This window comes from Chryseobacterium sp. R2A-55, from assembly GCF_021401085.1.
Lineage (GTDB): Bacteria > Bacteroidota > Bacteroidia > Flavobacteriales > Weeksellaceae > Kaistella.
Window position 1 is genome coordinate 50729 of record NZ_JACBFP010000002.1, and the last position, 14352, is coordinate 65080.

Genomic DNA, 14352 nt, shown 5'->3' on the forward strand with positions numbered 1-14352 from the left:
TTCGTGGCAATTACTAAATAGTCTGTAAAATCTGTTCTGAGGCGATTTTTGACTTCACATCGGAAATAACACCAGTGCAAATCCCGTTTTCGTTGAAAAGGAAAGTGGTTCTCACAATTCCCATATAGGTTTTCCCGAAGGTGTTTTTCTCTTGCCAAACCCCGAATTTCTCAATGACTTCGTGGTTTTCATCTGAAAGCAGATCATATTTAAAACTAAACTTTTCGTGGAAGCTTTTTTGCTTTTTTACCGAATCCGCAGAAATCCCCACAATTTGAAATCCCGCCTTCTTCAGTTTTGAAATGTTGTCATTGATATTGCAGGCTTCAACAGTGCAGGTGGGAGTATTTGCTTTTGGATAAAAGAAAATCACCAACTTTTTTCCGAAGAGTTTTGAAGATTTTACCGGTTTACCATCTTGATTTTGCAGTTCAAAATCTGGAATTTTGTCGCCAATTTTAAGCATCTTTATTAATTTTGTGTAAAGTTACCTTTAAAATGACCAAAAAACAAAGAGCCGAAACCGTTTTACGGGAGCTCGAAAAATTATATCCTGAAGTTCCGATCCCACTGGATCACAAAGATCCGTTCACGCTTCTGGTGGCAGTGGCACTTTCTGCGCAAACCACCGATAAGAAAGTGAACCAGATTTCCCCAAAACTTTTTGAATCCGCCGATACTCCCGAGAAAATGGCGAAACTGGAATTTGAAGAAATCCGCGAACTGATCAAAGAAATCGGATTAACCAACCAAAAGGCAAAAAATATGAAAAGAATGTCGGAAATTCTGGTTGAAAAACATGCAGGGATTGTTCCCCAAACTTTTGAAGAGCTGGAGGAGCTTCCCGGAGTTGGGCACAAAACGGCAAGTGTAGTAATGAGTCAGGCTTTTGGATTTCCTGCATTTCCAGTGGACACCCACATTCACCGACTGATGAAACAATGGAAACTGACGGAAGGAAAAAATGTGGCGGAAACCGAAAAGGATGCGAAAAAACTTTTTCCTGAGAACAAATGGAACAAAGTGCATCTTCAGATTATTTTTTACGGAAGGGAATATTCTCCCGCCAGAGGAAACCGGGATAAAGATTTCCTGACGAAAATGTTATTTGAGAAGTAATATTTAAACAAAACAATCAAGAAAAATTAAGCGCTCAAAGTAATTCCATGAGCGCTCATTTTTTAGAGGAAAATCTGGTGATTAACTTCCGAAAACCTCATTATGCTGTTCCTGAACCCGAATAAAAGTCGTTCTTTTGGACAGTTCGCGCAGCTCAGAAGCACCCACATAAGTACACGTGGAACGAACGCCGCCCAGAATATCTTTCACGGTTTCCGAAACGGGTCCTTTGTAGGGAACTTTCACTGTCTTTCCTTCAGAAGCGCGATATTCTGCAACTCCGCCGGAATGTTTATCCATAGCGGTTTGTGAGCTCATTCCGTAAAATAATCTGAATTTTTTACCGTTTTCTTCCATGATTTCTCCTCCACTTTCATCGTGTCCGGCAAACATTCCACCAAGCATCACGAAATCTGCACCTCCACCAAATGCTTTTGCCACATCTCCGGGAATTTTGCAGCCGCCATCAGAAATAATGTGTCCACCAAGTCCGTGCGCTGCATCTGCACATTCGATGATCGCTGAAAGTTGCGGATAACCGACTCCGGTCTTAATTCTAGTGGTGCAAACCGAACCGGGACCGATTCCGACTTTGATGATATCTGCTCCAACCAAAATCAGTTCCTCCACCATTTCCCCCGTAACGACATTTCCCGCAATGATGGTTTTGGTGGGGAAATTCTTTCTGGCACTTTTTACAAAATCCACAAAATGTTCGGAATATCCGTTGGCAACATCTATGCATAGAAACTGGATTTTCGGGTGTTTTTGCATAATCAGCTTGATTTTTTCCTCATCTGCTTTTCCCGTTCCGGTGCTTAATGCGATATATTCATAAATCGAATCAGTTTGATTTTTAAGGAAATTGTCCCATTCTTCCAAAGTATAATGCTTATGGATTGCCGACATTATTTTCTCCTTCGAAAGCGCTTCTGCCATTTCAAAAGTTCCCACAGTATCCATATTTGCTGCAATAATTGGAACGCCGATCCATTTTTTCCGGGAGTTTTTAAAAGTGAATGTCCGCTCCAGACTTACCTGCGCTCTGGATTTCAAGGTAGATCTTTTTGGACGAATCATGACGTCTTTAAAACCCAGTTTTATTTCATATTCTATTCTCATTTTATTTCTTATTACATCTGTTTAAAACCAACTTTTTATTTGATATTTTATTTTTGCATGAGGCTTAAGAACTTCCAAAGAAATATTGTTGCCTTTCTCAATTCCGCTCACTTCGGCTTGACTTTCCCAATTTCCTTTTGTGAATTTGAAACTTGCCGGTGTACGTATTTTTAATGTGATGGTTCTTTCAAAATCATTTTTTTTATTCATTTTGATTTTGCTTGGACTCCAACCCCCTAATTCAAATTCAGATTTTTTACTGTTTACCATCGCAAAAAGCGAATCCGCACTCATCACACGATAAGGATATGCTTTTAATGCGACTGTGCCGTTTTTAATATAATCTTTAAATGGGTTTTCTTCGGATGTTCCCATTTTATCGAATGCAAGCCAAAAATTTATAACATCTTTTGTTTCGAACGCAGCATTTAATGGACTTTCTGAAAAGTCATTTTGAGCGAACATGCAGTTGGAGAGCATTAAAAAAAATATGCTGAGTACAAGTTTTGAATTCATTTTGAACAATTCTTCAAAAAAAGTTGAGTTCGAATCAATACCATCGATTATTTCCTATAGATCAAACTCAGCGCAAAAGCGGCTGCAGCAGCAGAGAACACTGAGTAATCCAACGGTGCCTTAATATTGAGGAAAACCGCCATACAAACTCCAAACGCCAACAGCAGAAATCCACTGATTTTTGCCATCAACACTGTCCGAAAATTGACCAAAAGAATCACCCCAAGAAAAATCTCCAGTGAAGTCGCGGTCAATGCGGCATACCAAGATTGTTTGGAGGTAAGAAACGGAAGCAACGAATGGGTATAAGTCAAAAATGCATCCCAGTTTCCCCATTTAGAAAGCCTTTTCGGCCATATTCCAAAACGGTCTGCAACAGCAGACAAAAACCCGATGCTCAGCGATATTCTCAGGAACCATTCCACCAATTTATATTGATTTTTCCCCATGGTTAAAACTGCATTATTTCTTCTAATTCTTTCAAATATTCATGTGCCGTCAAATCAAATTTTACGGGGACAATAGAAATATATCCTTCGGAAAGTGCGGTTTCATCTGCATCTTCGCTTTTGTCCATGTTGTTGAAATAGCCGGTTAACCAATAATATTTTTTTCCGTGCGGATTGATTCGTTCGTCGAAATTTTCTTCCCATTTTGCGTCGGCTTGTTTGCAGACTTTGATTCCTTTAATCTCGTCTTTGCTGAGTTTAGGAATGTTCACATTAAGTACAACTCCTTTTGGCAAAGGATTTTCCAGAACTTTTTTCACGATATTTTGGATATGTTCTTTGGCCTGAAGAAAATCCGCATCCCAGGAAAAATCAAGAAGAGAGAAACCAATCGCCTGAAGTCCTTCTACTCCTGCTTCCACCGCCGCACTCATCGTTCCGGAATAGATCACGTTGATCGAAGAATTTGCGCCGTGGTTAATTCCTGAAACCACCAAATCTGGGCGACGTGGAAGAATTTTATCTAAGGCAAACTTCACGCAGTCCACCGGAGTTCCGCTCAGCGAAAAATCATTTTGTGGCCCCTCCAAACTGATTTCTTCAAAAGTCAAAGTCTGATTGATTGTGATGGCGTGACCCTTTCCAGACTGTGGTGAATTGGGTGCAACCACCACTACTTCACCGATTTCGTTCATAAATTCCACTAAATTCCTAATTCCGGGAGCGGTAATTCCATCATCATTGGTCACCAAAATCAAAGGTCTTTGCATATATTTTTATTAAATTTTAGAGATTTTTAGTTTTTGGAAATCTTCTTTTGATTTAATTTCCATTAAAAAAAAGAGCTTCCCCACAAAAATACTTAAAAAAATAGTGTTCGAATATAAATAAGGTATTAATTTTGATACTTTGTAAAATCCTGTAACGAAACAGGGAAAAACCCAACCAATCATTTATTAGAAACAATATATGTTCAAAAAATTTAGAATCAATACGTTACTGCTTTTTATTCCGCTCACCAGTTTGGTATTTTGCTTTAATTCGCCACGAAATGACGATGAAAAGATGTCCACCATCATGGTGAGTGTGAAAAATACGCTTTCCTATCTTCATTATTCGCCTAAAGTGATTAATGATGCCTATTCACAGGAAGTTTACAAGCATTATTTCGAAATGGTGGATGCCTCGAAAAGGTATTTCATGCAGTCGGATATGGATGAATTTGCGAAACACAAGACTAAACTTGACGATTATTTGAATCAAGGCGACTTGACTTTCTACAAATTGACCATTGACAGACTTTACCAAAGAGTGGATGAAATCGATAAAATCACTCAGGATATTTTGAGCAAACCAATCAATTTGGATGAAGATGAAACGTTGACTCTTGAGCCAAAATTAAAGAAAAATGCGACCAATGCCACCGAGCTTAAGAATGAATGGAAAAAATACATCAAATACAATATCCTCCAGGAAATGGAATCCCTGAAAGCGAAGGAAGAATCCCAAAAAGAGAAAAAAGATTCTGTGCAAAAATTCAATCTGAAGGACACCATTAAGCTGGAAATTTTAACACCGGAACAAAAAAGAATAAAAGCGACAAACGAGGTGAAAGACCTTGTTACAGACACTTTCCGAAGGTTCAAGAAAAGAAATAAAATGGATTGGTTCACCGTTTACATGAACGCTTACACAGAAGTTTTTGATCCGCATACCAATTATTATTCACCAAAAAACAAGGAGGATTTTGATCTTAATTTTAAAGGAAAAGTGATTGGAATCGGCGCCATCATCCAGGAGAAAAGAGGTTATCTGTATTTAGGTCCTTTGACTATAGGTGCTCCTGCCTGGAAATCGAAACAACTTACAGAAGGCGATAAAATCCTGAAAGTGAAATCCAAACCAAATGAGGACGCCGTAAATGTAGTGGGAATGTTGTCTGACGAAGCTGTTCGGCTGATTCGTGGTGAAAAAGGAACGAAAGTAACGCTGACTGTGGAGAAAAAAGACAAATCCATCAGAGAAGTGACCATGATTCGCGAGGAGGTAGCGATTGAAGATACTTTTGCGAGAAGCATCGTCATCAACGCACCTGATGGAAAAAAATACGGATTCATCAACCTACCGAGCTTTAATGCAGATTTCGAAGATCCGAAAGGCAGAAATGCTTCCGATGACATCAAAAATGAAATCCTAAAACTGAAACCACAAGGAGTTCAGGGAATAATTCTGGACCTTAGAAATAATGGTGGTGGAAGTTTGACCGAAGTTGGTGACATCATGGGATTGTTCATGAACGCAGGTCCTTATGTTCAGGTAAAAGACGGAAATGGAAAAATCCAGACGCTGCAAAATAAAACCAATGCCCCCATTTGGACGGGTCCGGTGGTCATTATGCAGAACGAACTTTCCGCTTCGGCCTCTGAAATTTTGGCGGGTGCAATGCAGGATTATGGAAGAGGCGTGATTATCGGTTCACCACAATCTTTTGGAAAGGGTACCGTGCAATCATTCGTAGATCTAAACAGGTTCCTGAATACCAGTGACGATTTCGGATCATTAAAATTAACGATTCAAAAATTCTACAGGGTTACCGGTGAATCCACCCAGCGAAAAGGAATTCAATCAGACATTCAGATGAAGGATTTCTTTACCTATGCGGAAATCGGTGAACGATATGACGATTACGCTTTAGCTTGGGATAAAATTCCGGCAGTAGCTTATCAACCGGTGAATTATTTTTCCGTGCAGGCATTACAAAAAGGGATAGAGGCAAGGTTGCAAAACAACAAAACCTATCAACTGATGCAGGAATCCGCGCAATGGAAGGAAAAACTTGACAAAGAAGAATCCATTTCGCTCAATCAAACAAAATTTGACGAGGTGATGAAGGCAAGAAAATCCCAGATTGAAAAGTTCAAAGCACTGGAAAAATTCAATAATGGATTAAAATTTAGCTTAAATCCTGACGAAGCGCTTCGTGAGAAAAGCGATGAAGCCTTCACCAAAAAAACCCAAAACTGGACAAAAAATCTGCAAAAAGATTTGTATTTGCAGGAAGCGGTGAATGTGATAGCGGAAATGAAATAGTCTTACAAAACTTCTCAATACAGCTAAGCCATCGGAAAATTTCGATGGCTTTTTCATATCTTAAAAGTATTTTTAGAGAAACTTTTTTGTATTTTTGCAGCTTTCCGGGCAGTTAGCTCAGTTGGTTTAGAGCGTTGCGTTGACATCGCAGAGGTCGTTGGTTCGAACCCAATACTGCCCACTTTTTCCAGGCATGGTTTTTCTTTCGCCGCATTGTCGGAAACTTCCGGAAATTATTTTTTCTGCTTCAGCGCTTTACCGTGTTTTCCCCTTTTTTTGTGCCAATTGGAATGTAAACAATCCATTCCCGAAAATTTTTTATTAATTTTAGCTCAAAAGACTGAGCATGCTGACAAAAATTTACGCCAGTGCCATTCATGGGGTTTCCGCCCAAACCATTACAATCGAGGTCAATGTGGACACTTCCGGTGTTGGCTATCATGTAGTGGGACTTCCGGATAGCGCGATTAAGGAAAGCAGCTACCGAATTTCTGCAGCATTAAAGAATGTAGGCTACAAGATTCCCGGAAAGAAAATCACGATCAATTTGGCTCCTGCTGATATCAGAAAAGAAGGGACTGCTTATGATTTGAGTATTGCGCTGGGAATTTTAGTGTCATCCGACTATATTAAAGGTGAAAATATAGGCGAATACCTCATCATGGGTGAACTTTCACTGGATGGTGGTTTAATGCCAATAAAAGGCGTTTTGCCCATCGCCATAAAAGCCAGGGAAGAGGGTTTCAAAGGAATTATTTTACCGAAACAAAATGTCCGGGAAGCAGCAATTGTAGACCAGCTGGAAGTTTATGGTGTGGAAAACATCAAAGAAGTGATCGATTTTTTTAATGATGGAATTCCGCTTACCCCAACTACGATTGATATCCGAAAAGAATTCCAGGATAAGATCAATTATTTCCCTTTTGATTTCTCTGAAGTCAAAGGTCAGGAAACCGCTAAACGCGCGATGGAAGTGGCTGCAGCAGGAGGACACAATATTATATTAATCGGACCTCCCGGAAGTGGAAAAACCATGTTGGCGAAAAGGGTTCCCAGTATTTTGCCGCCTTTGACTTTAAAGGAAGCATTAGAAACCACGAAGATTCATTCTGTGGCAGGAAAAATTGGTGCTGAAACTTCTCTGATGACGGTTCGCCCGTTTCGCAGTCCTCATCACACAATTTCGGATGTGGCATTGGTCGGAGGAGGAAGCTATCTGCAACCGGGCGAGATTTCTTTGGCGCACAACGGTGTGTTGTTTTTGGATGAAATGCCAGAATTTAAGCGAACCGTTTTAGAAGTCATGCGTCAACCTTTGGAAGATCGAGAAGTGACCATTTCAAGAGCGAAATTTACCGTGAATTATCCTGCAAGTTTCATGTTGGTCGCCAGTATGAATCCAAGTCCTAGCGGATACTTTCCGGATGATCCCAATAATACTTCGAGCCTGATCGAAATGCAGCGTTATATGAATAAACTTTCGGGACCACTACTCGACCGGATTGATATACACATCGAGGTTCAAAAGGTAGAATTCGAACAGCTTTCAGACAAAAGGAAAGGCGAAACGAGTGATGAAATAAGAAACAGGGTACTGAGGGCGAGAGAAATTCAGCAACGAAGATATGCCGAATCAGAAATTCATTATAATGCGCAAATGGGCCCGAAAGACATCGAGAAACATTGCGAACTGGGTGACGATTCACAAATGCTCATCAAAAACGCAATGGAAAAACTCAACCTTTCAGCCAGAGCTTATGACCGGATCCTGAAAGTGGCCAGAACGGTTGCCGATCTGGAATCCGCTGAAAACGTAAATGCAGCGCATATTTCCGAAGCAATTCAATATCGCAGTCTGGACCGCGAATTCTGGAATCGGTAGTTCCAATTTCAGTTTAGCGCTTCCAGAAATGCAGAAAAATGAATTGGTTTTATGGTGTTCAAAATTAAAGAGAATATGATGGGAATTCCCTATTTCACGATAAGCTGCTTGATCATTTTCTTATCGCGCTCCTTATTTTCAAGACCTAATTTATAAGAGAAACCAATTCCCAAAGTCTGCTTCATTTGTAGTTTTTCAATCTGGTCATGGTCATAAAGAAGATCCAAGCTCACTACCGCAGAGATAAATTTGTTCACCCGCATATCCAAAGTGCCATTATAGCTAAAAACCACTCGATCGGGGTGTGAAACATAACTGCTGAAAAAGTTGGCCTGATTCGTGAAGGTCATATTTTCGTAAATCTTAATCCGGTAAAGCACATTCAGCAATGCACCGACATCAGATTTTACACTTTGCCCGTCATGCTCCAAACCATACCGTCCCGCCTTCTGCAAAAAAGGATCCATCACGAAAGTAAACTTCCCGTTGACCGGTCTACAAATAATCTGGAAATTTTCATTCGGATTATAAGAAACCCCCAAACCAATTGTCAAATAAGCCGGTGCGAAGAACTTAGAGATTCGGTCATCATAAGTAGGATCCGGTGTGACCGAATAATTAAAACCCGTTGCAAACTGCGACAGAAACTGAAAACCAGCGGAGAAATAATAGTTCTTGCGAAATTCATAACCATAATTTGAAACCAAATTGATGTAATCTTCGGTCTTCCTTGCGGCCTGTCCGGTTCCGGAAACAAAACCATAACCCATTTTCAGGGTGTTATCCAGAAAATGTTTACCATTCTTATACATCAGGTTATAATTGATTTTCCCGATAATCCCGATATTATTATTCCCCCCAGAATTCCAGTTAGTAAAAGTGGACTGATTAAAGACCAAATTGTTTTGCCCGAAATAAAACCACTTCACCGGAGTCGGGAGCTGCATCACCTGATATGGCGTCACCGGAAAATCGCGGGTCACATCAGAAACCGGCACCTTGTCTCTGATGACAATAGTGTCCTTGAACGGAACATTCAGCTTTACCAATTTGGGATTCGCAATGCTGTCCAGGTTAATTGACGCAGAATCCCATCTCTTTTGAGAGATGGAATCAATTTGTTTTTGAAGATTTCTTCTGATTTGTGAAAATAAGGAAACCGAAACCAAAACAAACATTAGAAGCGTGATCTTTTTCATTGGGTGCAAATTTAAGACAATTGACAAAATTGGTAAAACCCTTGAATTGTGATTTTAATACTTTTTGTCTTAAATTTTATCTGTTTTGCAAAAAAAATAGCCATATTTACTTAATTATTTATTTGGCAATGCATTTGTCAAAAAAAACCAAATGTTTAAAGACGATTCTCTGAATTACAAAGCGGTGATTTACGCAGCCATAATGGTTTCCTTGATGTGGCTCGGTTACCTGTTCCAGCATATCGGTTGGTTGGAAGGTTGCAGTGGCGCCATCATTCCGCTGGTTCCGGCAGGATTGAAAGGGGTCATTTTTTCCCCGTTTCTTCATGGGAATTTGGAGCATATTTTCGGAAATTCAGTTCCGATCTTTGTGCTCATTTTTCTTCTATTCCAATTTTACCCGATTATTGCCAAAAAAGTATTCTTCCTGGGTTGGTTACTTTCCGGGTTTCTGGTCTGGCTTTTGCCGCCCATCGATATCGCTACCGGGAATTTCAATTACGTGTGCATCATCGGAGCCAGCGGAATTGTTTATGTTCTGGCATTTTTCCTATTCTTTAGTGGTGTTTTCCGCTGGAATATGAAATTGCTTACCATTTCAATGCTGGTTGCGTTGTATTATGGCGGATTGATTTGGGGAATGATGCCGGAAGAACTTTTCTCCACATTATCTGCACCCAGCAGAATCTCATGGCAATCTCATCTTTCAGGTGGCATCATCGGTACTTTAATGGCTTTTCTTTTTAGAAATATTGGGGACAAGAAGAAAAAATTCATCTGGGAATTTCCGAATTATTACAGCGAAAAAGATGATAAACTTTGGCAGGATTACAAGGAGGCACATCCAGAAGATTTTGAGGAATTACCTTACCGAAAGAAGGAAAACATCTGGGATCACCTGGATGAACTGCGAAGAAAGGATTCCTCTGAAAATCACTAAGAACCAACTCTGGAATCTGGATTTTTTTCAATATATTTGATAAAAATAACAACCATGTTCTCGGAAGAAACCTTCTATTCGTTGGCTCTTCGCCATTGTCCATTAATCGGTGACATCATTTTTCGGAAATTGGTGGGCGAAGTAGGTTCAGCCAAAAACGTTTGGGAATTTTCAAAATCTGGCTTAAACAACATCTATGGAATTGGCAGGAAAATCTCACATGAAATCGGCAATCCCGAACATTTGAAATTTGCCGAAAAAGAACTGAAATTTTGCGAAAAACATCAGATCAAAATCAACATCAGACATCTTGGTGAATTGCCTAAATTCCTTCAGGAATGCGATGATGCGCCTGCAATTCTTTATCAGAAAGGGGATTTTAATCCAGAATTGCATTCTGTAAGCATTGTCGGAACCCGAAACATTTCATCCTACGGAAAGCATTTTATCCACGATTTCTTGGAAGCGGTAAAACATGAAAAACTGCAGACCATCAGCGGACTAGCTTTAGGTGTGGATACCGAGGTGCACGAAATGTCGGTCCAATTCAATATTCCCACGGTTGCGATTTTAGCACATGGTTTCCACACCCTTTATCCACAGAAAAACAAAAAGCTTTCAGAAAAGATTCTTGCCGAGGGAGGCGCTCTTTTCACCGAATTTAACTCCACCCAAAAACCAGATCGCGAGAATTTCATTCAGAGAAATCGGGTGATCGCAGGACTTTCGCCATCAACCATCGTTGTAGAAACCGCATTCGGAGGTGGGTCCATCAGTACGGCAACTTTTGCCAATAATTACAACCGGGATGTATTTGCACTACCTGGAAAAATCACAGACAAATATAGCCAAGGCTGCAATCAACTGATTTTTCAAAATAAAGCGACCGCCATTTCCACCATTACTTCGTTAGTGGAACAAATCGGTTTCATAAAAAATCACGCAAGAACCGGAGAACTGTTTCCAAGCTCTGAAATAAAGATCCAACTGCCTGAACACCAACAAACCATACTAAATTGCCTCCATAGGGAAAAACCATTATCACTGGATGAACTGGCTGAAAATTTAGAAATCCCCACTTTCAAGATCCTTCCCGATCTACTCCAACTTGAACTTTTGGGACTGGTCAAAGCACTTTCGGGGAGACAATATCTCGCCATGTGATTTTAAACAATTTTTAATAATTCATTGATATTTGGTTAATCTTTAAAATTCCACATTTTTAATTGCGTTATTATCACATTAATAAACATAATTATTAAAATTGTTGATATTTATTCAAATTGAAAAAAAATCTTGTACAATTCATAAAAAAATCTAAATTTGTTATTAATAATTCTCACCTTCTATGGAACAGTACAATATAGAGCAAAAAATTCAAGAATTTATCGCCAAAATTGAGGCAAAAAACCCAAATGAACCCGAATTTATTCAAGCCGTAAAAGAAGTTGCCATAACGGTAATTCCATTTATAGCAACGCGAAAGGAATACAACGGGATGAAACTTTTGGAAAGAATGTCTGAACCTGAAAGAACCATCATTTTCAGAGTTCCGTGGGTGGATGACCGTGGTGAAATCCAGGTCAACCGCGGGTTCAGGATTCAAATGAACTCGGCGATTGGTCCATACAAAGGGGGAATTCGGTTCCACCCTACCGTGAATCTTTCCGTTTTGAAATTTCTGGCATTTGAGCAGACTTTTAAAAATTCCTTGACTACGCTTCCAATGGGAGGCGGAAAAGGAGGTTCCGATTTTGATCCGCAAGGAAAATCTGATATGGAGATCATGAGGTTCTGCCAAGCTTTTATGACTGAGCTTTGCAAACATATTGGTCCAGAAACCGACGTTCCGGCAGGCGATATTGGGGTAGGTGCGCGAGAAATCGGATATTTATTCGGTCAGTATAAAAAAATCAGAAATGAATTCACCGGTGTACTTACCGGAAAAGGATTAGCCTATGGTGGTTCATTGATCCGTCCGGAAGCAACCGGTTACGGTGTGGTTTATTTCGCTGAACAAATGCTGAAAACGATTGGACATGATTTCGTGGGTAAAACAGTATGTGTTTCTGGTTTCGGAAACGTAGCTTGGGGAGTGGTGAAAAAAGCCACTGAACTTGGCGCAAAGGTGGTAACAATCTCCGGACCAGATGGTTACATTTATGATAAAGACGGAATCAAAGGCGAGAAAATCGACTATCTATTACAACTGAGAGCAAGCGGGAACAACCGTGCAGAAGATTATAAAACCAGATTCCCAGAAGCAGAATTCCATGCCGGAAAACGTCCATGGGAAGTAAAATGTGATGTGGCAATTCCTGCTGCAACTCAAAACGAACTGGATCTAAACGATGCTAAAAACCTGGTTGCAAATGGAATCATTTGTTTGACAGAAGCCGCAAACATGCCGTGTAACCTGGATGCGATCAATTATTTCCTTGATCATAAAGTACTCTTTTCTCCAGGAAAAGCTTCTAATGCAGGAGGTGTTGCAACATCAGGTCTGGAAATGACCCAGAATTCAATTCGTTTGAACTGGAGTTCTGAAGAAGTTGACGCACGGTTGAAAGAAATCATGATCGGAATCCACAAAGCTTGTAAAGACTACGGAACCGAAGAAGATGGTTACGTGAATTATGTAAAAGGCGCAAACATTGCCGGTTTCGTGAAAGTTGCCGAAGCCATGTTGGCTCAAGGAGTGGTATAAAATAAAGTCGGATTATCTTCCGACTTTTTGGTTATATTCCTGTCCCGGGAAAATGGGAAAAGTAAAATGAAAGATGAAAAGCACTGGCAAACAGTGCTTTTTATTTTTTTTTAGCACCGCAAAAGCGAAGAAGAATTGCAGTGTTTCAGGAGATTGTGTACTATCATTTGAATCTTAAATGAAATTAACAAAATAAACTTGACCTCCGGGAAATTGCTCTTAAGATCAAGGGGATTCCTATTACATTTGGTCTAAATTCTTCTGAAGTTCTTGTACAAATTCAAAAGCAGCCGGACAAATCACCGTATTTTTCAAAGTGAGATGGTTGATCTGATAGATTTTTTTCCGGTCGGTATGCGGAAATTCTCGACACGCTTTTGGGCGGACTTCATAAATAGAGCAAGTATGATCTTCATGGAGAAAATGGCAAGGAAGATTTTTTAAGACTTTGTCCCGGTCTTCGTCCACCTTTAGGAATTTATCTTCAAAATCCGAAGGTTTCATCCTCAGATGTTTGGAAATCCTTTCGATGTCTTTTTCTGTGAAAAGTGGTCCGGTTGTTTTGCAGCAATTGGCGCACTTCAGGCAATCTATTCTCTCAAAAACAGCTTCATGCGTTTCCTGAACGAGGTAATCGAGATTTTTCGGTGGTTTTTTCTTCAGGTTTTCGAGGAATTTTTTATGTTCCTTTTGTTTCAGAAGCGCCTGATTTTGATAAAATTCCAGATCCATTCTGCAAATTTAAAAGATATTTGGATGATTATGACGAAATGTGGAAAAATGACAGACTTGCGGCCGCGATAGTAGCGGTTACCCCGGAGTGAGGCGGCGGAGCGGAGTGGAGCCGCCGAATGAGGAGTATGAGCGGATAGCGCGAATTGTCCGCCCAAAATCATTGCTGAATCCCCATTGGTTTAAAATTCTGTAATTTTGAAATATGAAAAAACTGGAGACAAGGGAAGATATTGAACTTTTGGTCAACCGTTTCTATACGAAGGTGCAAAAGGATGAAACCATCGGATTTTTCTTTAATGAAGTGGCGAAGACGGATTGGAGCCATCATTTACCGAAAATGTATGCGTTTTGGGAGACTCTGCTTTTTGGACAGATTTCTTATAAGGGAAATCCGATGGCGGTGCATTTCCCGATAAACGCTCAAGTTCCTTTGGAAAAACATCATTTTGCGCACTGGGTTAAACTTTGGACGGAAGTGGTGGAAGAAATCTTTGAGGGTGAAATGGCGGAAATGGCCATCTACAAAGCCAGCAATATTGCCACTTTGATGGGACACAAAATGGAAATCGCAAGGAGGATCTGAGATATTGGTG

General features: G+C 40.1%; 14 protein-coding genes and 1 tRNA gene. 8 read left to right on the forward strand and 7 right to left on the reverse strand.

Annotated elements, in window-relative coordinates; genetic code table 11:
- Positions 1-13 precede the first annotated feature (13 nt).
- The gene (gene bcp, locus L0951_RS03005) at positions 14-466 is read right to left on the reverse strand and encodes a thioredoxin-dependent thiol peroxidase (protein ID WP_234109385.1); all 453 of its coding nucleotides are present in this window, start codon (positions 464-466) and stop codon (positions 14-16) included.
- Positions 467-498: 32 nt separating this feature from the next.
- Here bcp and nth point away from each other — a divergent pair, with 32 nt between their 5' ends.
- The gene (nth, locus tag L0951_RS03010; protein WP_234109386.1) at positions 499-1119 is read left to right on the forward strand and encodes an endonuclease III; all 621 of its coding nucleotides are present in this window, start codon (positions 499-501) and stop codon (positions 1117-1119) included.
- A gap of 81 nt (positions 1120-1200) precedes the next feature.
- Here the strand turns inward: nth and L0951_RS03015 are convergent, their stop codons facing one another.
- From L0951_RS03015 to surE, 4 genes are all read right to left on the reverse strand, one after another.
- Complete coding sequence (locus L0951_RS03015) at positions 1201-2241, reverse strand: GMP reductase (RefSeq protein WP_234109387.1); 1041 nt, start codon at positions 2239-2241, stop codon at positions 1201-1203.
- Positions 2242-2262: 21 nt separating this feature from the next.
- Positions 2263-2616 carry a hypothetical protein gene (locus L0951_RS03020; protein ID WP_234109388.1) on the reverse strand — a complete coding sequence of 118 codons (354 nt, stop codon included), beginning with the start codon at positions 2614-2616 and terminating at the stop codon, positions 2263-2265.
- 188 nt (positions 2617-2804) lie between these two features.
- Positions 2805-3206: a DoxX family protein gene (locus tag L0951_RS03025; RefSeq protein ID WP_234109389.1), complete on the reverse strand. Its 402-nt coding sequence runs from the start codon at positions 3204-3206 to the stop codon at positions 2805-2807.
- A 2-nt stretch (positions 3207-3208) separates the two neighbouring features.
- Positions 3209-3976 carry a 5'/3'-nucleotidase SurE gene (gene surE, locus L0951_RS03030; RefSeq protein WP_234109390.1) on the reverse strand — a complete coding sequence of 256 codons (768 nt, stop codon included), beginning with the start codon at positions 3974-3976 and terminating at the stop codon, positions 3209-3211.
- Positions 3977-4175: 199 nt separating this feature from the next.
- Here surE and L0951_RS03035 point away from each other — a divergent pair, with 199 nt between their 5' ends.
- The 3 genes from L0951_RS03035 (at position 4176) to L0951_RS03045 (ending at position 8178) form a co-directional block, all read left to right on the forward strand.
- Positions 4176-6296 carry a carboxy terminal-processing peptidase gene (locus tag L0951_RS03035; RefSeq protein ID WP_234109391.1) on the forward strand — a complete coding sequence of 707 codons (2121 nt, stop codon included), beginning with the start codon at positions 4176-4178 and terminating at the stop codon, positions 6294-6296.
- A gap of 106 nt (positions 6297-6402) precedes the next feature.
- A tRNA-Val gene (locus tag L0951_RS03040) sits at positions 6403-6477 on the forward strand.
- Between the two features lie 165 nt (positions 6478-6642).
- Positions 6643-8178, forward strand: a complete 1536-nt coding sequence (locus tag L0951_RS03045; protein ID WP_234109392.1) for a YifB family Mg chelatase-like AAA ATPase — start codon at positions 6643-6645, stop codon at positions 8176-8178.
- Positions 8179-8267: 89 nt separating this feature from the next.
- On the opposite strand, the gene L0951_RS03050 is transcribed toward L0951_RS03045, so the two are convergent.
- Positions 8268-9377 (reverse strand): DUF3078 domain-containing protein, encoded by a 1110-nt coding sequence (locus tag L0951_RS03050; protein ID WP_234109393.1) that lies wholly within the window; start codon positions 9375-9377, stop codon positions 8268-8270.
- Between the two features lie 151 nt (positions 9378-9528).
- On the opposite strand from L0951_RS03050, the gene L0951_RS03055 reads away from it, so the two are divergent.
- The 3 genes from L0951_RS03055 to gdhA all read left to right on the forward strand — a co-directional run bounded on the left by L0951_RS03055 (position 9529) and on the right by gdhA (position 13024).
- A complete protein-coding gene (locus tag L0951_RS03055) occupies positions 9529-10317 on the forward strand; it encodes a rhomboid family intramembrane serine protease (RefSeq protein WP_234109394.1) in 789 nt (262 codons plus the stop codon).
- A 54-nt stretch (positions 10318-10371) separates the two neighbouring features.
- Complete coding sequence (dprA, locus tag L0951_RS03060) at positions 10372-11481, forward strand: DNA-processing protein DprA (RefSeq protein WP_234109395.1); 1110 nt, start codon at positions 10372-10374, stop codon at positions 11479-11481.
- Between the two features lie 184 nt (positions 11482-11665).
- Positions 11666-13024 carry an NADP-specific glutamate dehydrogenase gene (gdhA, locus tag L0951_RS03065; RefSeq protein WP_234109396.1) on the forward strand — a complete coding sequence of 453 codons (1359 nt, stop codon included), beginning with the start codon at positions 11666-11668 and terminating at the stop codon, positions 13022-13024.
- A 240-nt stretch (positions 13025-13264) separates the two neighbouring features.
- Here gdhA and L0951_RS03070 read toward each other — a convergent pair whose 3' ends face one another.
- Complete coding sequence (locus L0951_RS03070; protein ID WP_234109397.1) at positions 13265-13756, reverse strand: YkgJ family cysteine cluster protein; 492 nt, start codon at positions 13754-13756, stop codon at positions 13265-13267.
- A gap of 205 nt (positions 13757-13961) precedes the next feature.
- Here L0951_RS03070 and L0951_RS03075 point away from each other — a divergent pair, with 205 nt between their 5' ends.
- Positions 13962-14342 carry a group III truncated hemoglobin gene (locus L0951_RS03075; protein ID WP_234109398.1) on the forward strand — a complete coding sequence of 127 codons (381 nt, stop codon included), beginning with the start codon at positions 13962-13964 and terminating at the stop codon, positions 14340-14342.
- The last annotated feature ends 10 nt before the right edge of the window (positions 14343-14352 follow it).

What these genes read in the sequence shown, in the direction of transcription:
- gdhA (WP_234109396.1), top strand. Translation starts at nt 11,666, where the DNA reads ATGGAACAGTACAATATAGAGCAAAAAATTCAAGAATTTATCGCCAAA.
- L0951_RS03025 (WP_234109389.1), bottom strand. Translation starts at nt 3,206, where the DNA reads ATGGGGAAAAATCAATATAAATTGGTGGAATGGTTCCTGAGAATATCG.
- L0951_RS03045 (WP_234109392.1), top strand. Translation starts at nt 6,643, where the DNA reads ATGCTGACAAAAATTTACGCCAGTGCCATTCATGGGGTTTCCGCCCAA.
- L0951_RS03035 (WP_234109391.1), top strand. Translation starts at nt 4,176, where the DNA reads ATGTTCAAAAAATTTAGAATCAATACGTTACTGCTTTTTATTCCGCTC.
- L0951_RS03015 (WP_234109387.1), bottom strand. Translation starts at nt 2,241, where the DNA reads ATGAGAATAGAATATGAAATAAAACTGGGTTTTAAAGACGTCATGATT.
- dprA (WP_234109395.1), top strand. Translation starts at nt 10,372, where the DNA reads ATGTTCTCGGAAGAAACCTTCTATTCGTTGGCTCTTCGCCATTGTCCA.
- surE (WP_234109390.1), bottom strand. Translation starts at nt 3,976, where the DNA reads ATGCAAAGACCTTTGATTTTGGTGACCAATGATGATGGAATTACCGCT.
- L0951_RS03050 (WP_234109393.1), bottom strand. Translation starts at nt 9,377, where the DNA reads ATGAAAAAGATCACGCTTCTAATGTTTGTTTTGGTTTCGGTTTCCTTA.
- nth (WP_234109386.1), top strand. Translation starts at nt 499, where the DNA reads ATGACCAAAAAACAAAGAGCCGAAACCGTTTTACGGGAGCTCGAAAAA.
- L0951_RS03020 (WP_234109388.1), bottom strand. Translation starts at nt 2,616, where the DNA reads ATGGGAACATCCGAAGAAAACCCATTTAAAGATTATATTAAAAACGGC.
- L0951_RS03075 (WP_234109398.1), top strand. Translation starts at nt 13,962, where the DNA reads ATGAAAAAACTGGAGACAAGGGAAGATATTGAACTTTTGGTCAACCGT.
- L0951_RS03055 (WP_234109394.1), top strand. Translation starts at nt 9,529, where the DNA reads ATGTTTAAAGACGATTCTCTGAATTACAAAGCGGTGATTTACGCAGCC.
- bcp (WP_234109385.1), bottom strand. Translation starts at nt 466, where the DNA reads ATGCTTAAAATTGGCGACAAAATTCCAGATTTTGAACTGCAAAATCAA.
- L0951_RS03070 (WP_234109397.1), bottom strand. Translation starts at nt 13,756, where the DNA reads ATGGATCTGGAATTTTATCAAAATCAGGCGCTTCTGAAACAAAAGGAA.